The sequence below is a fragment of the Solirubrobacter pauli genome (assembly GCF_003633755.1).
Classification (GTDB): domain Bacteria; phylum Actinomycetota; class Thermoleophilia; order Solirubrobacterales; family Solirubrobacteraceae; genus Solirubrobacter; species Solirubrobacter pauli.
This window is the reverse complement of record NZ_RBIL01000002.1, coordinates 1831849-1851239: the sequence shown is the minus strand read 5'-3', so window position 1 is coordinate 1851239 and position 19391 is coordinate 1831849. Positions and strand designations below refer to the sequence as shown.

The window sequence follows — 19391 nt, the reverse complement described above, 5'->3', positions numbered from 1 at the left end:
GGGTACCCCGCTCAGGCAAACCTCAGTCGCATCTCAGGCCGAGGTCACGACCGCGAGCCCGAAGCCGACGAAGAAGACGGCCGCGCCGATCATCACAGCGCCGGTCAGCCGGACCTGTCCCTCGCCGAATCGCCGGAACAGCGGGCCCGCGACGAACAGCAGCGCGCCCGCAGCGATCAGGCACCAGCCGGACGCGGCCTGCTCGCCGACGAGGTACAGGACGAGCCAGGCGATGACCAGCAGCCAGGCGCCGAACCCGAGTGCCTGTCCGGCCTTCACGGCACGGCGGCGGGCCCGGAGCGGGCGGCCGCGTCGATGATGCTCCCTGACACGGCGCCGAGCGTACCGGGATGCCCGTCGGCGTACCGTTCCGGTGATGGCGATCGAGCTCATCGGCGTCCCGTTCGACGGGTACGGGAGACCCGGCCATCAAGCGCGAGCCGCCACGGCGCTGCGCGCGGCCGGTCTCCAGGCGGCCCTCGGCGCGCACGACGGGGGAGACCTGGAGCTGCCGGCCGGCATCCCGGAGCGGGGCGCGCGGACCGGCCTGATCAACGAGGACGCGCTGCTGGTCATGGCGGACGCGCTCGGGCGGCGTGTGGCGGCGGCGACGCGGTTCCCGGTCGTCGTCGGCGGCGACTGCTCCGTGCTGCTCGGGATCGTCCCGGCACTCGCGCCGGTCGGGCTGCTGTGCGTCGACGGGCACGAGGACACGATGCCGCTCGACGTGTCCGAGGACGGCGAGGCGGCCAACACCGAGATCGGCCTGCTGCTCGGCCTCACGGGCGGCCTGCTGCCCGCGGGGCTGGACTTCCGGGCGCTCGAGCGCGACGCGCTCGCGCTCATCGGCCCGCGCGACGATGCGTGGCGCGCCCAGTTCGACGTCGCCTCGCTCGCCGGGCTGGGCGTGCACGTCCGCCCGCTCGGCGAGGTCGAGGCGTCGACGGGCGCCAAGGCCGTCGCGCACGTCGGAAGCCCGTGGTGGCTGCACGTCGACCTGGACGTCCTGGATCCGCTGCAGCTCCCGGCCCAGGGCGTGCCGGGCGGCGAGAACGAGCCCGGTGGGCTGAGCTGGGACGAGCTCACCGCGCTGCTGACCGGCGCCGTTGCCGCGGGCGGCTGCATCGGCATGAGCTTCGTGATCTACGACCCCGACCAGGACCCGACCGGCCGGGACGCCGACCGGATCGTGCGGCTGATCGCGGACGTGGTTGCTTAGAGCAGGGCGGCGAGCCCGAAGCAGGCGGCCGCGCCGATCGTGCTGCCGAGCACGAGTCCGAGCGTGCCGGCCCAGCGCGGCAGGTCGTTGCGAGAACGGCGGGGAGAGGGGGAGATCGCGGCCACGGGCGGCGATCTACCCGTTTCCGGCCAGCTTCAGGCTCCCGGGCCCTCGCACGTGCCGGCGGGCATGGACGAGCGCGTCCGCGAGCGTGGGAAGCAGGTGGTTCTCGTGTGCGAGGCGGCCGATGACGCCCACGTGCTCGATCAGCGCCCGGTGCTGCGGCTGCACGGACGTGAGCAGCACGGTGATGCCCCGGCGCTCGAGCTGCGCGATCAGGTCGCTCAGCGCCTGCGCCCCGGTGCTGTCGATCACCCGCAGCCGCCCGAGCCGCAGGATCACCACCTCGACGTCGCTCACGTCGGCCAGCTCCAGCAGGAAGCGCTCGGCCGCTCCGAAGAACAGCGCGCCGTCGAGGCGATAGGCGACGATGTGCTCGTGGAGCAGCGCGTGCTCGAGCGCCGGGTCCACGTCCACCGAGTCGATGGGCTCGCGCTCGAACGACGTGCTGTCGGCCACGGCGATCAGCGCCAGCAACGACGCCAGCGCGACCCCGACGCCGACCGCCAGCACGAGGTCGAAGGCGACGGTGACGAACGCGGTCACCACGACGAGGAGCGCGTCGTCGCGCGTCGAGCGGACGACGTGCGCGACCGTGCCGAACTCGATCATCCGCACCGCGGTGACCATCAGCACGCCGGCCAGGGCGGCGAGGGGGATCCGTGCGAGCAGCGAGGCGAGCGCGACCATCGAGCCGGCGAGCACCACGCCGTGGATGACCGCGGCGGCTCGCGTCCGAGCGCCCGCGCGCACGTTCACGGCGGTGCGGGCGATCGCGCCGGTCGCCGGCATGCCGCCGAAGAACGCCACGGACACGTTCGCCAGGCCTTGGCCGAACAGCTCGCGGTCGGGATCGTGCGGCTCGGCGTCGGCCATCCCGTCGGCGACCTTGGCCGACAGCAGGCTCTCGATCGCGCCCAGCGCGGCCACGGCGAGCGCCGCCGACAGCAGCCGGGGGAGGTCGCCCGCGACGAACGTGGGCAGCTCCGGCAGCGGCAGGCCCGACGGGATCTCGCCGATGCGGTCGACCGAGAGGTCGGCGACCTCGGCGATGACGGTGGCCGCGGCCACGGCGATCAGCGCGGCCGGCAGCCCGCGGCGGACACGCGGCAGCACGACCATCGTCGCGGCCACGAGCGCCGCGATCGCGAGCGCCGGCCACTGCGCGGGCGCCCAGTCCGCGAGCGCCCGGGCCGCGATCACGGCCGTGTTGGTGCCGTCGGGCGTCTCCACGCCGAGCGCGGGCGGGACCTGCTGGAGGAAGATCAGCACCGCGATGCCGACGGTGAAGCCCTCCACCACCGGCCACGGGAGCACGCTCGCGTAGCGGCCGAGCCGCGCCACGCCGGCGAAGACCAGGATCGCTCCGGCGAGCAGCGCGACCACGACGACTCCACCCGGTCCGACGGACGCGACGACCGGCACGAGCACGACGGTCATCGCCCCCGTCGGCCCGCTGACCTGCACGTGCGAGCCGCCGAACACGCCGGCGACGACACCCGCCACGACCGCGGTCACCAGGCCCGCCTCGGCACCCAGCCCGGACGCGACGCCGAAGGCCAACGCCAGCGGGAGCGCGACCACCGCGACCGTGACGCCGGCGAGCAGCTCGCCCGGCCATCCGCGTCGCAGCCCCTGGTAGTCGTGCCGCCGCGGGCGCAGCGCGCGCAGGCGGTCGATCACGCGCGCAGCAGCTCGTCGCGCGTCGCCGTCGCCATGTCGACCAGCATCTCCCGCGCCACGGCGAGCAGGTCGGCCATGCGGGCGTCGGTGAGCGCGTAGAAGACGTTGGCGCCCTCGCGCCGCGCGACGACCAGCCCGGCGCGGCGCAGGATCGCGAGCTGCTGGGAGAGGTGGGCTTGGCTGACGTCCATCGCCGCGAGCAGGTCCGACACCGAGTGCTCGCCCTCGCTGAGCAGCTCGAGCGCGCGGATCCGGACCGGATGGCCGATCGCCTTGAAGAACTCGGCCTTGAGCGCGGGCACGTGGGGCATAATTATTAGAATATAACGAATACGGAATGTCGTGCCCGACGACCTGATAGAACGCGGCGATGCCCAAGCCCCCGCTCCCCGAAGAGCTCCAGGCGCTGCTGTCCCAGCCGCATCCCGCCGTGATGGCGTCGCTCAAGCCCGACGGCTCCCCGCTCACCGTCGCCACCTGGTACCTGTTCGAGGACGGCCGGGTGCTCGTCAACCTCGACGACTCACGCGCTCGCCTGAAGCACCTGAAGGCCGACCCGCGCGTGTCGCTGACGGTGCTCGACAGCGACTGGTACCGGCACGTCTCGCTGCAGGGCCGGGTGGTCGAGCTCAAGCCGGACACGGACCTCGTGGACATCGACCGGCTCTCGACGCACTACCGCGGCGAGGCCTATCCGGTCCGCGACCGCACGCGCACGAGCGCCTGGATCGAGCTCGACCATTGGCACGGGTGGCATGTCTGAGCTACAGTCCGAGGTCGCGATGCAGCCGTTCGGCCTTTCCCTTCTTCTTCTCCTCCCCCGCTAGGGGGATTGCTGCGTGGGCGGCCGCTAGCCGCGAACTCACACCGAAGAAGAAGCGAGAAGAGTCCAGAAAAGGAGCTGCGCCATGGACCCCAACCGGGTCATCATCTTTGACACCACGCTGCGCGACGGCGAGCAGTCGCCGGGCATCAGCCTCAACACCACGGAGAAGCTGGAGATCGCCCACCAGCTCGCGCGCCTCGGCGTGGACGTGATCGAGGCTGGATTCCCGATCGCCTCGCCGGGCGACTTCGAAGCTGTACGAGCGATTGCCAGGGAGGTGCACGGCCCGGTCATCGCGGGCCTCGCGCGTGCGCACGCCGCCGACATCGAGCGCGCCGCCGAGGCCGTCAAGGACGCGGAGCGCCCGCGCGTGCACACGTTCATCTCCACGAGCGACATCCACATCCAGCACCAGCTGAACTCCACGCGGCCGGACGTGCTGGGCCAGGCGCGCGCCGCGGTCGCCCACGCCCGCAGCCTCGTGGACGACGTCGAGTTCTCCCCGATGGACGCCACCCGCGCCGACATCGACTTCACCGCCGAGGTGCTCCAGGCCGCGATCGACGAGGGCGCGACCACGATCAACATCCCGGACACCGTCGGCTTCGCCATGCCGAACGAGTACGCGGCGTTCCTCACCGGGCTGTACGAGCGCGTGCCGGGGCTCAAGGACATCGTCCTCAGCGTCCACTGCCACAACGACCTCGGCCTGGCCGTCGCGAACTCGTTCGCCGGCCTGCAGGCGGGCGCCCGCCAGGTGGAGTGCGCGATCAACGGGCTCGGGGAGCGCGCAGGCAACGCGTCGCTGGAGGAGATCGTGATGCTCCTCAAGACCCGCGAGGAGGCCGTCGGCTTCACCACCGGCGTCAACACGCGTGAGATCGCCCGCACGAGCCGCCTGGTCAGCCGCCTCACCGGCTACGGCGTGCAGCCCAACAAGGCGGTCGTCGGCCGCAACGCCTTCCAGCACGAGTCCGGCATCCACCAGGACGGCGTCCTGAAGGAGCGCTCGACCTACGAGATCATGTCCGCCGCCTCCGTCGGCTTCGACGACGCGAACTCGATCGTGCTCGGCAAGCACTCCGGCCGTCACGCCCTGCAGTCGGCGCTGATGGACCTGGGCTACGACGTGAGCGGCCAGACGCTGAACCAGGCGTTCAAGCGCTTCAAGGAGATCGCGGACAAGAAGAAGCAGGTCACGGCGATGGACCTCGAGGCGCTCGTCACCGACGAGCTCCGCACGGACGAGGGCGCCTACACGCTCGAGTGGTTCGACGTCGAGGCCTCGAGCCGCCGGCCCCCGCACGCGACGGTCGAGATCGTCACGCCCGCCGGCGAGACCGTGCGCGGCGACTTCACCGGCGACGGCCCGATCGACGCCATCTTCCGCGCCATCAACGCGGCGACCACCCGCGAGGTCAAGCTCCGCGACTTCCGCATCGACGCGATCACGTCCGGCCAGGACGCGCTCGGCGAGGCCAGCGTCGTGCTCGAGCTCTCCGGGCAGAACGCGTCCGGCCAGGGCGTGTCGACCGACATCATCGAGGCCGCGGCGCTCGCCTACGTACGCGCGCTCTCGAACGTGGAGCGCAAGGTCATCGCCGCGGCCGAGTCGGCCGAGAGCGGCGAGCCGGTGCTCACGCAGACGCCCTGAGCGCCGCATCCGCCTGGACCGGCATCCCGTGCTCGAGCAGCACGGCGATCCGGTCCGGCGGGACAGGGCGCGAGAACAGGTAGCCCTGGCCGAGCTCCGCGCGCAGCTCGTGCATCAACGCCGCCTGGGCGGGCTCCTCGATGCCTTCGGTGACGATCGCGAGCTGCAGCGAGCGGCCCATCTCGATGATGCCGTGCACGAGCCGGGCGCGCTCGGCGTCCTCGGTCACCCCGCGCAGGAACGACCGGTCGATCTTCAGCACGTCGATCGGGAAGGCCCGCAGGTAGCTGAGCGCGGAGTAGCCGGTGCCGAAGTCGTCGATCGCGAGCCGTACGCCGAGGACCTTGAGCGCCCGGAAGCGCTCCAGCGTGTCCTCGCCGTCGTCGGCCAGCAGCCCTTCGGTGAGCTCGAGCGTGAGCCGCTGCGGCGCGATCCCGGTCTCGGCGAGGACGTCGGCGACGGTCGCCACGAAACCCGGGTCGGCGAGCTGCCGGACGGAGACGTTCACGCTCAGCTGCAACGCGGGGTCCTCCCACTCGGCGAGCTGACGGCACGCGGTGCGGAGCACCCACTCCCCGATCGGCACGATCAGGCCGGTGGCCTCGGCGATCGGGATGAAGCGGGCGGGCGAGATCGGCCCGCTGCACGGGTGCTCCCAGCGCAGCAGCGCCTCGACGCCGAACAGCGTGTGGTCCTCGAGCCGCACGATCGGCTGGTAGGCGAGCGAGAGCTGGCCGCGGCCGAGCGCGCACTCGAGGTCGCGGCCCAGCTCGAGCCGCTCGACCGCCCGCTCGTGCATCTCGCGCTCGAAGGCGGCGAGGCGGCCCTTGCCGCGCTCCTTGGCGGCGTACATGGCGACGTCGGCGTTGCGCAGGACGTCCTCGGAGGTGTCGCCGCCCGCCGCGAGCGCGATCCCGACGCTGGCGGTGAGGGTCAGCGCCTGCCCGCGCACATCGACCGGCAGCTGGAGCGCGGCGCGCAGCCGCTCGGCGACGCCCTCGGCCTCGGCGAGGCCGTCGACGAGCTCGGGCAGCAGCACGGCGAACTCGTCGCCGCCGAAGCGCGCGGCCGTGTCCGTGTCCCGGAGGCCGTCGGCCAGGCGGGTGGCGACCGCGCGCAGCAGCTCGTCGCCGGCCGCGTGGCCGAGGCTGTCGTTGACGAGCTTGAAGTCGTCGAGGTCGACGAACAGCACGCCGACGGCGCCGCCGTGGCGGCGTTCACGCGCCAGCGCCTGCGCGAGCCGGTCCTCGAACAGGGCCCGGTTGGGCAGCCCGGTCAACGTGTCGTGGAACGCCTGGCGGCGCAGCTGGTTCTCGAGCGCGAGGTGCTGGGTGACGTCGCGCAGGTTGAGCAGCACGCCGCCGATCAACGGGTCGTCGATGTGGTTCTCGGCGATCACCTCGACGTGGCGGACGGTGCCGGAGCCGTCCTCGAGGCGCAAGGTGACCTCACGTGTTCCGCTTCCCGTCAGCAGCTCGGCGTGCAGCTCCTCGGCGATCCCGCGGTCCTCGCGGTGCACGCGGTCGAGCAGCGGCCGGCCGATCAGCGTGCTCGGCGACAGCCCGAGGACCCGCTCGACCGACTCGGTGACCCAGAGCACGAGCGTGTCGGCGTCGATCACCACGACGACGCTGGAGGAGTGGCGCACGAGCGCCCGCAGCCGCCGCTCCGCCTCGCGGCCGTGCTCGAGCATGGCCGCCCGGCGGCGGGCACGGGCGACGATCCAGGCGAGCAGGCCGAGCAGCAGCAGCCCGCAGACGAGCGAGCCGGCGGTCGCGGCGCCCGCGCGGGTGCGCGCGGCCGCGGCAGCGTGCGCCTGGCCGGCGATGGCCACGTCCAGCCGGCGCTCGACCTCGAGCATCCTCGGCGCGAAGTGGGAGACCGCGAGCCCGCGTGCCCGCGCCGGGTCGTCGCGCATCATGTTGATCGCGGGCAGCTCAGCGGCGTAGGCCGCGGCGAACGCGGCGGCGACCCCGTTGACGCTCGCGTCGCCGGGCTCGAGCTCATGGAGCCGCTGCAGGTCGGCGGTGACCGCCTGGGCCGAGGTGACCCCGACCTGCTCGGCGACTTCGCCGGTCCGCGTCGCCACCCTGCGCCACAGATCCACCTGCCCGCCGCGCGCTTCGGCGCGGAGGTGCTCCATGACGATCTGCGCCTGGCGCGCCCGATCGGCGTCGCTCGCCGCGCGCTGCGCCACCCACACCATCGCCGCGATCACCAGGACGGTGCCGACCAGCGCGGGGAGCAGCCGCAGCCGAAGTGAGCGATTGGTCACCTGGCGAACATCGGCCGCTTCTCGTCGCGAGTTGAGGACTTAAGCGCAGCGGGGCGGTCACGCACCGGCTGCGCGACGGCCCTGCGCGTACCCGGCGGTGGCCACGGCACCCGCGCGGCTGCCGTCCATCAGGTCCGGGCCCATGGCCTTCAGGCTGGCGTCGTCGGGGACGATCGTCGTCACCGTCGCGCCGCGGCCGCGCAGCGCCGACGCCTCGCGCGAGAGCGCCAGCGAGGTCGCCGTGCGCAGCGCCGCGATGCTCGCCCCTGCGGTGGGAACCAGCACGAGCACGCGGGAGCCGCGGCCGGCGGGCACGGCGTCGAGGTTCACCAGGCTCCAGACGCCGCCGTCCACGTACTCGCGCTCGCCGATCGTCACCGGGGCGAAGATCCACGGCACCGAGCAGGAGGCCAGCACGGCCTCGGCGACGGTCGCCCGGGGCGCATCCGGGGCGCCGAACATCACGCGCTTGCCGGTGGCGCGGTCCACGGCGGAGATCCGCAGCCGCCCGTCGAAGCGCGCGCCGAGGGCGTCGACGTGCGTGCCGAGCTCCGCGAGCGAGCGCTCCGGGCGTGGCGCGCGGCGCAGCACGGCGGCGCGCGCGAGCCGGCCGGCCGGTGCCGTGACCGACAGCGCGACGTTCGCGAACGGCGTCGCCGCGGCCCGCGCGGCCTTGCCGACGGCCGCGAACCGCGGCGCCACGACCTCGTCGAGCTCGTCCGGCACCGCCCGCGCCCACTCGCGCGCGGCGCGCTCGCCCGCGTCGGGGCGCTTGCCCGCCGCGAGCGTCGCGGCCACGATCGAGCCGGCGGACGTGCCGACCAGGTACTCGCAGTCGCGGAAGTCGAGCTGGCTACCGGCCTCGATCCCGTTCAGGACGCCGCGCAGCCACGCCTCTCCGACGGTCCCGCCGCCGCCCAGCACCAACGCGTCCGGAAGCCCGTCGATCACGCTTCCACCGTAGTGACCGGCGAAGTTGTCGTTCGGACGTATGACCCTTCACCGCGGTTTGCGGTGTTGATGGTCCGGAAACCCGCACCTTGAGCAGTCGACGTGTCAGGCGCCGGTTGCGACAGGACCGACATACCGTGCGCCGGGGAACGCGCGCGGCCCAACCAAGGAGCCGCGTTGATGCTGGACCACTGGCGCAACTGATGCTGCCGCACCTGAAGTGTTGAAAGAACGCCTGTATGCGATAACGTACAGGCGTAATGGCGGCAGCTGCTGATCCCACCGTCGCGGCCGTCGGCCCGCGCGTGAAGGCGTTGCGAGAGGCGATGGACCTCTCACTGCGCGACCTCGCGGAGCGGTCCGGCGTCTCCGCCCCGATGCTCAGCCAGGTCGAGCGCGGGGAGACGAGCCCGACGTTGCAGGTGGCCAGCCGCATCGCGTCCGGCCTGGAGCTGCGCCTGTCGCAGCTCTTGCGCCTGGACGAGGAGGGCACCGTCTCGATCGTGCGCGCCGGCGAAGGCCGTCGCGGCGGGACGGCCGGACACGCCTACGAGCTCCTCACCCCGCCGCTGCCCGGCCTGCGCGCCGAGGTCACCCGTCACACGCTGGCTCCCGGCGCCGTCACCGGCGGCCCGGGCGACCCGCCCCGGCACGAGCCGGGCGCGCGTGAGACGGCCCTGATCGAGCGCGGCACCGTCACCTTGCACGTCGAGGACATCGAGCACGAGCTCACCGCGGGTGACTCCGTGACCTTCGACGCCGACCTGTCACATCACTTCGCCAACCTCGGAGAGGAGGAGGCCGTCTTGCTGGCGATCGTGTCAGCGGGCCTGCGCCGGTCATGACCCCCACCACGCTGTTCGACAAGATCTGGTCCGCGCACGAGATCGCGCCGGGGCTCATCTTCATCGACCTCCACCTCGTGCACGAGGTGACGAGCCCCCAGGCCTTCGAAGGCCTCCGGCTCGCCGGTCGTGAGGTGCGCCGTCCCGATCGCACGCTCGCCACCGCCGACCACAACGTGCCGACCGACGGCACGCCGGTCAGCGCGAAGATCCGCGACGCCCTCTCGCGCCGCCAGGTGGAGGCGCTCGAGGCCAACTGCGACGAGTTCGGCATCCCGGTCTACTCGCTCGGGTCCGACCGCCAGGGGATCGTGCACATCATCGGCCCGGAGCTGGGCGTCACCCAGCCGGGCATGACGATCGTCTGCGGCGACTCGCACACGGCGACGCACGGCGCGTTCGGCGCGCTCGCGTTCGGCATCGGCACCTCCGAGGTCGAGCACGTCCTGGCGACGCAGACGCTCTCCCAGCCCAAGCCGAAGTCGATGCGGATCAACTACGTCGGCGAGCTCGGCCACGGCGTCACCGCCAAGGACCTGATCCTCGGCACGATCGGCCAGATGGGCACCAACGGCGCCTCCGGCTACGTCGTCGAGTACGCGGGCGAGCTCATCCGCAACCTCTCGATGGAGGAGCGGATGACGATCTGCAACATGACGATCGAGGGCGGCGGGCGCGCGGGCATGATCGCGCCGGACGAGACCACGTTCGAGTGGGTGCGCGGCCGGGTCGCCGCGCCCGAGGACTTCGACGAGGCCGTCGCGTACTGGAAGACGCTCAAGACCGACGAGGGCGCGACGTTCGACCACGAGATCACGGTCGACGCGTCGAAGATCTCGCCGCTGGTGACGTGGGGCACGACGCCCGGGCAGGTCGTCGGCGTGGCGGGCGCGGTGCCCGAGCCCAACGGCGAGACCGACGAGCGCTCGCTGGTCTACATGGGCCTGGAGGCCGGCACGCCGATCACCGAGCTCACGCTCGACCGCATCTTCATCGGCTCGTGCACGAACGGCCGGATCGGCGACCTGCGCGCCGCCGCCGAGATCGTCAAGGGCCGCAAGGTCGCGTCGACGGTCAAGAACGCGATGGTCGTGCCGGGCTCGGTGCAGGTGGCCAAGCAGGCCGAGTCCGAGGGGCTGGACGTGATCTTCCGCGAGGCCGGCTTCGACTGGCGCACCGCGGGCTGCTCGATGTGCCTGGGCATGAACCCGGACACGCTGGACCCGGGCGAGCGCTGCGCGTCGACCTCCAACCGCAACTTCGAAGGCCGTCAGGGCCGCGGCGGGCGCACCCACCTGGTGTCGCCGGCGATGGCCGCCGCCGCGGCGATCGAGGGCCGCTTCGTCGACATCCGGGAGTGGAACTAGATGGACGCTGTGAAGGTCGTCGCGGGTCCGGTCACCACGCTGGCGCGTGCGGACGTGGACACGGACCAGATCATCCCCAAGCAGTTCCTCAAGCGGATCGAGCGCACCGGCTTCGGCGAGTTCCTGTTCTACGACTGGGCGCAGGAGCCGGGTTGGTCGCTGCCCAAGAACCCGATCCTCGCGACGGGCGCGAACTTCGGCTGCGGCTCCTCGCGTGAGCACGCGCCGTGGGCGCTGCAGGACTACGGCTTCAAGGCGATCGTCGCCTCGAGCTTCGCCGACATCTTCTTCTCCAACTGCACCAAGATCGGCCTGCTGCCGGTCGTGCTGCCCGAGGAGGACGTCAGGGCGCTGATGGAGGCCGGTGAGGCGGAGATCGACCTCGAGGCGCTCGAAGTGCGCTTCGCCGGTCGCTCCGTGCCGTTCGAGCTCGAAGCCGAGCGCCGCCACCGACTGCTGAACGGGCTCGACGACATCGCGCTCACGCTGCAGAAGGCCGAGGACATCTCGTCGTACGAGTCCTCGCGCGAGCGTCCTGGCCCCGTCACTCTCAATCTGTAGGGTCCCGCAACTTATGCCGAACATTGCCCTTCTCCCCGGTGACGGAATTGGCCCGGAAGTGGCCACCGCCGCCATCGAGGTCCTGAACGCCGTCGCGACCGACCTCACCTACGACGAGCACAAAGTCGGTGGTGCCGGCATCGACGAGTACGGCGTCGCCATGACCGACGACACGATGGCGGCCTGCAAGGCCTCCGACGCCGTGCTGCTCGGCGCGGTCGGCGGTCCCAAGTGGGACACGAACGAGACCGGCGCCGTCCGGGCCGAGGACGCGCTCTTCGGCCTCCGCGCCGGCCTCGGCCTGTACGCCAACCTGCGGCCGATCCGCCCACTGCCGGCGCTCTACGACGCCTCGCCGCTCAAGCGCGAGCTGATCGAGAACGTGGACATGCTGATCGTCCGCGAGCTCACCGGCGGCCTGTACTACGGCGAGCGCGGGACCAAGGACGGCCGCGCGTACGACACGCTGGTCTACACGGTCGAGGAGATCGAGCGGATCGTCCGCGCCGGCTTCCGCGCGGCCAAGTCGCGCGTGACGTCGGTCGACAAGGCGAACGTGCTGGACACCTCGCGCCTGTGGCGCGACGTGGCGACGCGCATCCACGCCGAGGAGTTCCCGACCATCGAGCTCGAGCACGAGCTCGTCGACGCCGCCGCGATGAAGCTCATCTCGGCGCCGCGCCACTTCGAGGTGATCGTCACCGAGAACATGTTCGGCGACATCCTCTCCGACGAGGCGTCGATGCTCACCGGCTCGCTCGGCATGCTGCCGACCGCGTCGCTGGGCGGCGACGGCCCGTCGATGTTCGAGCCCGTCCACGGCTCGGCGCCCGACATCACCGGGCAGGGGATCGCCAACCCGATCGGCATGATCCTCTCGGGCGCGCTGCTCCTCCGCCACGGACTCGGCCGGGAGGCCGAGGCGGCTGCCGTAGAATCGGCCGTGGACAAGGCCCTGGACAAGGGCATCCGCTCCAGGGACCTGGGCGGTACCGCGACCACCGCCGAGGTGACCAAGGCGGTGTTGGAGGAGCTGTGACGTGAGCCATCAGATCTGGATGAACGGTGACCTCGTCGGTCACGAGGACGCCAAGGTCCACGTGCTCACGCACGCGCTGCACTACGGGACGAGCGTCTTCGAGGGTGTGCGCGCGTACGAGACGCCGGACGGCGGCTCGGCGGTGTTCCGCCATCAGGACCACATCGACCGGCTGTTCCGGTCGGCCGCGCTCTACCACATGGAGATCCCGTTCTCGAAGGACGAGATCCGCCAGGCGACGTTCGAGACGATCACCGCATCCGGTCTGAAGTCGTGTTACATCCGGCCCCTCGTCTTCCGTGGCGCGGGGCCGATGGGCCTGTACCCGCTGGACTGCCCGGTGGACGTGATCATCGCCGTCTGGGCGTGGGGCGCGTACCTCGGCGACGAGGGCAAGCTCAACGGCGTGCGTGCGCGCGTGTCGTCGTGGCGCCGGATCTCGTCGGACGCCCTGATCCCGACGGCGAAGGCCGGCGGGCAGTACCTGAACTCGATCCTCGCGAAGATCGAGGCCGACAAGGCCGGCTACGAGGAGGCGATCCTCCTGGACGCCAACGGCTACGTCTGCGAGGGCACGGGAGAGAACCTGTTCCTCGTCAAGGACGGGGTCGTGCACACGCCGGGCTTCGCGAACGACATCCTCGAGGGGATCAACCGCGCGGCGGCGATCGAGATCCTGCGCGACCAGGGCTACGAGGTCGTCGAGCGCAACATCGCGCGCGGTGAGCTCTACCGCGCCGACGAGATCTTCATGACCGGCACCGCGGCCGAGCTGACGCCGATCCGCGAGGTCGACGACCAGCCGGTCGGCGACGGCACGCGCGGCCCGGTCACGACCGAGATCCAGGCGATCTTCGAGGACGCGCTGCACGGCCGGTCCGAGCGCTACGCGGACTGGCTCGACAAGGTGCCGACGGCGGTCTCGTAATGGACGTCGTCGTCTACGACACCACCCTGCGCGACGGCATGCAGGGCGAGGGGATGTCGCTCTCGGTCGAGGAGAAGGTGCGCGTGGCGCGCATCCTCGACGAGCTCGGCGTGCCGATGATCGAGGCGGGCTTCCCGACCTCGAACCCGAAGGAGCTCGAGCTGTTCGAGCGCCTGCGCGACGCCGGCCTGCGCGCCGACGTGTGCGCGTTCGGGATGACGCGCCGGCGTGGCGTCTCCGCCGAGGAGGACGCGGCGTTGCGCGTCCTCGCGGAGTCGTGGACGCCGGTGTCGACGATCGTCGGCAAGACGTGGGGCCTGCACCTCGAGAAGGTCGTGAAGGTCGACCGCGAGGAGAACCTGCGGATGATCGCCGAGTCGGTCGCCTTCCTCGTGGCGTCCGGCAAGCGCGTCATCTACGACGCCGAGCACTTCTTCGACGGCTTCTTCGACGACTCCGGGTACGCGATCGCGTGCCTGACCGCCGCGCTGGAAGCGGGTGCCGAGAACCTCACGATGTGCGACACGAACGGCGCGACGCTGCCGCACCAGGTGGCGTCGGCGGTCCGGGCCGTGCGCGAGGCGCTGCCCGGCGCCGCGCTCGGCATCCACACGCACAACGACGCTGAGTGCGCGGTCGCCAACTCGCTGGCCGCGATCGCCGAGGGCGCGGTGATGGTTCAGGGGACCATGAACGGCTACGGCGAGCGCTGCGGCAACGCCAACCTGATCTCGATCATCCCGAACCTGCAGTTGAAGATGGGCAAGCAGTGCCTGCCATCGCTGGAAGGGCTGACCGAGGCGTCGCACCTGGTCGCGGAGATGCTCAACCTGCAGCCGAACGCCAACCAGGCGTACGTGGGCAAGAACGCGTTCGCGCACAAGGGCGGCATGCACGTCGCGGGCGTGAACGCGGACCCGTCGACGTTCGAGCACATCGACCCGGCGGTCGTCGGCAACTCGCGCGAGGTCCTCGTGAGCGAGCTGGCCGGCAAGGGCACGGTCATCGCCCACGCGGGCGGCGACCTGGACGACGTGACCGCCTCGCGCGTGGTCGAGCGCGTGAAGGAGCTCGAGCACCGTGGCTTCCAGTTCGAGGCCGCCGACGGCTCCTTCGAGCTGCTGATCAAGCGCGAGACCGGCGACTACCAGCCGCTCTTCACGCTCGAGTCCTGGCGGGTGATCGCCGAGAAGCGCGCCGACGGGCGCGTGGAGACCGAGGCGACGATCAAGGTCTGGGTCGGCAACCAGCGGTTCGTGCGCACGGCCGAGGGCAACGGCCCCGTCCACGCGCTCGACCAGGCCTTGCGCGCCGCGATCGGCGAGCGGTTCCCGCACCTGCGGGACATCAAGCTCGTCAACTTCAAGGTCCGCATCCTGGACGAGTGGAAGGCGACGGGGGCGACGACCCGCGTGCTGCTCGACGCGTCCGACGGCGAGTCGACGTGGGGTGCGATCGGCGTGCACGAGAACGTGATCGAGGCGTCGTGGGACGCGCTGGTGGACTCGCTGGAAGCGGGCATGCTGCGCTCGCAGGCGTCGGCGACGACCTCCTCGTGACGGCCGGCGCGCGGCCCGTCCGAGCCCCGGGGCACCCTTCTTCGTCGTGATCCCGGTCGCCCGTCCGGTCCTCGGACCCGAGGAAGAAGCCGCCGTCGTCGAGGTGCTGCGCTCGCGGCACCTCTCGCTCGGCCCGCGCGTGCCGGCCTTCGAGGCGGGCTTCGCCGCGCGCGTCGGGGCGCCGTACGCGTCCGCGGTCTCCTCGGGCACGGCGGCGCTGCACCTCGCGCTGCGCGCGGTGGGCGTCGGCGAGGGCGACGAGGTGATCACGTCGCCGTTCTCGTTCGTAGCCTCGGCCAACTCGATCCTGTACGAGCGCGCGAAGCCCGTGTTCGTCGACATCGACCCGGTGACGCTCAACCTCGACGTGGAGGCGGCGGCGGCCGCGATCACGGACCGGACGACGGCGCTGCTGCCGGTGCACATCTTCGGCTACCCCGCGGACACGCCGGCGCTCGAGGCCCACGGGCTGCCGATCGTCGAGGACGCGTGCGAGGCGCTGGGCGCCGTGCACGCCGACGGCGTGCGCGTCGGCGGCCGCGGCCATCCGTCGGCGTTCGGCTTCTACGCCAACAAGCAGCTCACCACGGGTGAGGGCGGGATGCTCACGATGGGCTCGGCCGAGCACAAGGAGCGCGTGGACTCCGAGCGCAACCAGGGCCGCGCGCCGGACATGGGCTGGCTGGATCACGACCGGCTGGGCTTCAACTACCGGCTCACGGACATCGCCTGCGCGCTGGGGCTCGTCCAGCTCGACCGGCTCGACGGCATGCTCGCCGACCGCGCGCGGGTGGCCTCGTGGTACCGCGAGGCGCTGGCCGACGTGGAAGGCCTCGAGCTGCCGTGCGAGGACTTCGGCGGCGACGTGCGCGGCTGGTTCGTGTTCGTCGTCCAGCTCCCGCGGTCGGTCGACCGCGACGAGACGATCCGGGCGCTGCTCGCCCGTGGCGTGCAGTCCAAGCCGTACCTGCCCGCGATCCACCTGATGTCCTTCTACCGCGAGGCGTTCGGCTACCGCGAGGGCATGTTCCCGGTGTGCGAGGACGTCGCCGCGCGGTCGATCGCCCTGCCGTTCTTCCCCGAGCTGTCCGAGGGGCAGGTCGCGGAGGTCGCCGAAGCGCTAGCCGATGTCCTTCAGGTAGCCCACGAAGCCGGGGCCGCCTAGGGCCTTGGCGATGCGGGGGCTCGGCGCGCGCCGGACCTCGCGCTCCCGGAACCCGTACGCGTCGTACAGCGCGCGCGCCGGGGTGTTGTGCAGGCCGGTGTCCAGCGCGAGGCGCCGGCAGCCGGCCCGCGCGGCGTCCTGCTCGGCGCGGCGGAGCAGGCGCTGCGCCAGGCCGAGGCGGCGGTAGCGCTCGTGCACCGCGAGCGCGTCGACGTAGTAGGCGTCCAACGGTGGCTGCGGCGCGACCCCGCCCGCCGCGTACAGGTGCTTGAACGTGCCGGTCAGGCTCCACGGCGGCACGCGCGTGAGCGTCAGGCGGATGAAGCGGCGCGAGAGGCGGTCGCCATCGCGGACCGGGAACGCGGTGAGCACGCCGGCGACGAAGTCGTCCTCGGGCGTCACGAGCACCTGCGTGTACTCGAAGCTCGCGGCGTGCCCGGGCTGGGCGAACGCCCGCTGCAGCAGCTTCAGCGCGCGGCGCTCGCTGCCCGCGTAGGCGGTGTAGTACGGCTTCGCCGACTCGAACAGCAGCGGGACGCACGCGTCGTCGGGGCGCGCGGGGCGGACGAGCAAATCCATCTTGGGTCATGATGGCGGGCGATGTCGCGCTTCTCGCTGCCACCTGATCCCGTCTTCGTCACGCTCAACGCCTCGATCGGCTTCGACTGGCGCCTGTATCCCTATGACGTCGAGCAGTCGCGGGCCCACGCGACGATGCTCGCCTCCGCGGGGATCATCACCGATGCCGACCGCGACGAGCTGCTCAAGGGCCTCGATCGCGTGCAGGCCGAGCTCGACGCGAACGAGTTCAAGTTCCTCGACGACGACGAGGACATCCACATGGCGGTCGAGCGCCGGCTGACCGAGATCGTCGGGCCGGTCGGCGGCAAGCTGCACACCGCGCGCTCCCGCAACGACCAGGTCGCGACCGACATGGCGATGTTCACCCGCGCGCACGCGCTGCGGGCGATCGAGGCGCTGCAGGATCTGCAGACCGTGCTCGTGCGGGTCGCGGAGGCCCATCTCGATTGGCCGATGCCCGGCTACACGCATCTCCAGCGGGCGCAGCCGGTGTACCTGTCACACCACCTGCTGGCCTATTTCTGGATGTTCAAGCGCGACGCGGCGCGGTTCGAGCTGGTGCTGGGCGGGACGAGCGAGCTGCCGCTGGGCGCGGGCGCGCTGGCGGGCGTCAACTTCCCGACCGACCGCCGGCTGGTGGCGAGCGAGCTCGGCTTCGCGGGCGTCGTCCCGAACTCGATCGACGCGGTCTCCAACCGCGACTTCGTGCTCGACTACCTCAACGCCGCGGCCACGTGTGCCACGCACCTCTCGCGCCTCGGCGCGGAGATCGTCCTGTGGTCCTCGGAGGAGTTCGGCTTCTGCGAGGTGCGAGACGACTGGGCGTCGTCGAGCTCGATCATGCCGCAGAAGAAGAACCCGGACGCGGCCGAGCTGCTGCGGGCGAAGGCGCCGCGGATCGTCGCCCACCTGAGCGGGCTCCACGGCGTCATGCACGCGCTTCCGCTGACCTACAACAAGGACATGCAGGAGGACAAGGAGCATCTCTTCGACACGGTCGACACGCTCGAGCTGACGCTCGCGGCCGCGCGCGGGATGCTCGAATCGATGACGTTCAAGCGCGAGCGCCTGGCCGCCGCCGCGACCGACGAGATGCTCGCGGCCGTGGACGTGGCGGACATGCTCGTCAAGCGCGGGATCCCGTTCCGGCAGTCGCACGGCATCGTCGCCGGGCTCGTGCGCACCGCGGTGGAGTCGGGCCGCGTGCTGTCCCAGCTGACGCCCGAGGAGCTCCGCGAGCACTCCGAGGTGTTGGATGACGACTTCTACGCGGTGCTATCCCAAGGGGCGTGGCTGGAGTCCAAGGAGAGCGAGGGCGGAACCTCGCTGGCCCGGGTGCGCGAGCAGCTCGCCCACGCCAAGGCAGCACTCGATCAGACGACCTAGGCGCTCCGTCGACGCCGCCGGCTTCGCCGGGGCAGTCGACCTCGGCTGGGGAGATCGCTTCGCGGATCTCCCTGGGCGCTGACTTCTACGACCGGCCGGTGCTCGACGTCGCACCGGACCTCCTCGGCTGCATCGTCGAGTTCGAGGGCTGCGCCGGCCGGATCGTGGAGACCGAGGCCTATCACCACACCGAGCCGGCCTGCCACGCCTACGTCGGCCTGACCGCCCGGACCTCCGTGCTGTACGGAGCCCCGGGCACGGCCTACGTGTACCGGTCCTACGGGATCCACGCGCTCCTGAACGCCGTCTGCGAGTCCTACGACGTCGGCGCGGCGGTCCTGATCCGCGCGCTCGAGCCGCTCGAGGGCCTCGAGGCGATGCGCGAGCGCCGCGGCGCGGGCGAGCTCACCAACGGCCCGGGCAAGCTCACCCAGGCGATGGGCATCGACCTCACCGAGAACAACACGTCGTTGGTGGACGGTCCGATCGTGATCCGCCGCGGGGAGCCGCTGGAGTACGTGACCGGCCCACGGATCGGCATCACCAAGGCGGCGGAGCTGCCGTGGCGGTTCTGCGCCCTCGGATTCCGCGAGGTGTCGAAGCCCTGGCCGCCGGGGTTCCGGGCGTCGCTGCGCTGAGCCGTCATCCCGCTGCGCCATCGCCGTGGCGCTCAGCGCGCGACGCGCCGGGCCTCGCGGCCGCGTCCGGGGAGCACACCGTCGGGCGTCGCGTCAAGCAGCTCGGTCGCTTCGCGGGCGAGCCGCTTGACCCGCCGCACGCCGGCGTGCTCTGGGCTGGTCAGGCCGGCTGGGGCCGGCGAGCCCCCGCGTGGGGCCAACCCGCGCCCGCGGGCTCAGCCGCACCGAGCGTGCACGTTCCCACTGCACAGGTGGAAAAGTGAACGCTCGCGTGGCGTCCGGCACGCGAACGTCGCGAGACCGACTGCATAGGTACAAAACTCGACGTTCGCGCGGCGAACCCGCCCCCGGGACGCGCGCGAGGCCCGCGCCCGGGCGCAATCCGGCGCAGCCGCTCACCCGCACAAGAGCGCACCGGCGCCCGGCGGGTCAAGCGGCTCGCCGCGAAGCGCGAGTTGCTTGACGCGCCGCCCGACGGTGTGCTCCCGAGTCACGCACCGCACCCAAGAGCGTCACCTGAGCTGAGCGCCGCGCCGCCCGCCGCGCTCGGTCAGCGCCGCGCTCGGTCAGCGCCGCGCTCGGTCAGCGCCGCG

The 19391-nt window shown here is 71.9% G+C and carries 19 protein-coding genes; 12 read left to right on the top strand and 7 right to left on the bottom strand.

The genetic code is table 11. The features are described from left to right. Window positions 1–33: 33 nt before the first annotated feature. On the bottom strand, window positions 34–279 hold the full coding sequence (locus tag C8N24_RS28320; RefSeq protein WP_121256488.1) for a hypothetical protein: 246 nt from the start codon (window positions 277–279) through the stop codon (window positions 34–36). 97 nt (window positions 280–376) lie between these two features. Here C8N24_RS28320 and C8N24_RS28315 point away from each other — a divergent pair, with 97 nt between their 5' ends. Then, complete coding sequence (locus C8N24_RS28315) at window positions 377–1219, top strand: arginase family protein (protein WP_211340169.1); 843 nt, start codon at window positions 377–379, stop codon at window positions 1217–1219. On the opposite strand, the gene C8N24_RS35465 is transcribed toward C8N24_RS28315, so the two are convergent. The 3 genes from C8N24_RS35465 to C8N24_RS28305 are packed head-to-tail and all read right to left on the bottom strand — an operon-like array spanning window position 1216 to window position 3333. After that, complete coding sequence (locus tag C8N24_RS35465; RefSeq protein WP_281272676.1) at window positions 1216–1344, bottom strand: hypothetical protein; 129 nt, start codon at window positions 1342–1344, stop codon at window positions 1216–1218. The genes C8N24_RS28315 and C8N24_RS35465 overlap by 4 nt on opposite strands. A 10-nt stretch (window positions 1345–1354) precedes the next feature. Beyond that, entirely contained in the window at window positions 1355–3022 is a 1668-nt protein-coding gene (locus C8N24_RS28310; protein ID WP_121256483.1) for a SulP family inorganic anion transporter, read from the bottom strand. Beyond that, window positions 3019–3333: an ArsR/SmtB family transcription factor gene (locus tag C8N24_RS28305; protein ID WP_121256481.1), complete on the bottom strand. Its 315-nt coding sequence runs from the start codon at window positions 3331–3333 to the stop codon at window positions 3019–3021. Before C8N24_RS28305 ends, C8N24_RS28310 begins: the two co-directional genes overlap by 4 nt. A 59-nt stretch (window positions 3334–3392) precedes the next feature. Between C8N24_RS28305 and C8N24_RS28300 the strand changes: the two genes are divergently transcribed. Both C8N24_RS28300 and C8N24_RS28295 read left to right on the top strand, forming a co-directional pair. After that, window positions 3393–3785 (top strand): PPOX class F420-dependent oxidoreductase, encoded by a 393-nt coding sequence (locus tag C8N24_RS28300; protein WP_121256479.1) that lies wholly within the window; start codon window positions 3393–3395, stop codon window positions 3783–3785. A gap of 145 nt (window positions 3786–3930) precedes the next feature. Then, window positions 3931–5502, top strand: coding sequence for a 2-isopropylmalate synthase (locus C8N24_RS28295; RefSeq protein WP_121256477.1), 1572 nt, complete (start codon window positions 3931–3933; stop codon window positions 5500–5502). Here C8N24_RS28295 and C8N24_RS28290 read toward each other — a convergent pair. Next, window positions 5486–7777, bottom strand: coding sequence for a putative bifunctional diguanylate cyclase/phosphodiesterase (locus C8N24_RS28290; RefSeq protein WP_121256475.1), 2292 nt, complete (start codon window positions 7775–7777; stop codon window positions 5486–5488). The two genes, C8N24_RS28295 and C8N24_RS28290, sit on opposite strands and share 17 nt — an antisense overlap. A gap of 57 nt (window positions 7778–7834) precedes the next feature. Next, the gene (locus C8N24_RS28285) at window positions 7835–8728 is read right to left on the bottom strand and encodes a patatin-like phospholipase family protein (RefSeq protein WP_170179484.1); all 894 of its coding nucleotides are present in this window, start codon (window positions 8726–8728) and stop codon (window positions 7835–7837) included. A gap of 260 nt (window positions 8729–8988) precedes the next feature. Here C8N24_RS28285 and C8N24_RS28280 point away from each other — a divergent pair, with 260 nt between their 5' ends. From C8N24_RS28280 to C8N24_RS28250, 7 genes are read left to right on the top strand one after another with little or no spacing between them, the layout of a single operon-like run. Further along, window positions 8989–9573, top strand: a complete 585-nt coding sequence (locus C8N24_RS28280) for a helix-turn-helix domain-containing protein (protein ID WP_121256470.1) — start codon at window positions 8989–8991, stop codon at window positions 9571–9573. Beyond that, the gene (gene leuC / locus C8N24_RS28275) at window positions 9570–10940 is read left to right on the top strand and encodes a 3-isopropylmalate dehydratase large subunit (RefSeq protein ID WP_121256468.1); all 1371 of its coding nucleotides are present in this window, start codon (window positions 9570–9572) and stop codon (window positions 10938–10940) included. Before C8N24_RS28280 ends, leuC begins: the two co-directional genes overlap by 4 nt. Then, window positions 10941–11501, top strand: coding sequence for a 3-isopropylmalate dehydratase small subunit (gene leuD, locus C8N24_RS28270; protein WP_121256466.1), 561 nt, complete (start codon window positions 10941–10943; stop codon window positions 11499–11501). A gap of 13 nt (window positions 11502–11514) precedes the next feature. After that, the gene (gene leuB, locus C8N24_RS28265; RefSeq protein ID WP_121256464.1) at window positions 11515–12540 is read left to right on the top strand and encodes a 3-isopropylmalate dehydrogenase; all 1026 of its coding nucleotides are present in this window, start codon (window positions 11515–11517) and stop codon (window positions 12538–12540) included. Window position 12541: 1 nt separating this feature from the next. Then, a complete protein-coding gene (locus C8N24_RS28260) occupies window positions 12542–13468 on the top strand; it encodes a branched-chain amino acid transaminase (RefSeq protein ID WP_245971998.1) in 927 nt (308 codons plus the stop codon). Next, on the top strand, window positions 13468–15027 hold the full coding sequence (gene cimA / locus C8N24_RS28255) for a citramalate synthase (protein WP_121256462.1): 1560 nt from the start codon (window positions 13468–13470) through the stop codon (window positions 15025–15027). The genes C8N24_RS28260 and cimA overlap by 1 nt, the downstream gene beginning before the upstream one ends. Before the next feature lie 46 nt (window positions 15028–15073). Then, entirely contained in the window at window positions 15074–16192 is a 1119-nt protein-coding gene (locus C8N24_RS28250; protein ID WP_121256460.1) for a DegT/DnrJ/EryC1/StrS family aminotransferase, read from the top strand. On the opposite strand, the gene C8N24_RS28245 is transcribed toward C8N24_RS28250, so the two are convergent. Beyond that, complete coding sequence (locus C8N24_RS28245) at window positions 16148–16771, bottom strand: GNAT family N-acetyltransferase (RefSeq protein WP_121256458.1); 624 nt, start codon at window positions 16769–16771, stop codon at window positions 16148–16150. The two genes, C8N24_RS28250 and C8N24_RS28245, sit on opposite strands and share 45 nt — an antisense overlap. 21 nt (window positions 16772–16792) lie before the next feature. Here C8N24_RS28245 and argH point away from each other — a divergent pair, with 21 nt between their 5' ends. Both argH and C8N24_RS28235 read left to right on the top strand, forming a co-directional pair. Further along, a complete protein-coding gene (gene argH, locus C8N24_RS28240) occupies window positions 16793–18160 on the top strand; it encodes an argininosuccinate lyase (protein WP_121256456.1) in 1368 nt (455 codons plus the stop codon). 53 nt (window positions 18161–18213) lie between these two features. After that, window positions 18214–18798: a DNA-3-methyladenine glycosylase gene (locus C8N24_RS28235; protein WP_121258081.1), complete on the top strand. Its 585-nt coding sequence runs from the start codon at window positions 18214–18216 to the stop codon at window positions 18796–18798. Window positions 18799–19391: the final 593 nt, after the last annotated feature.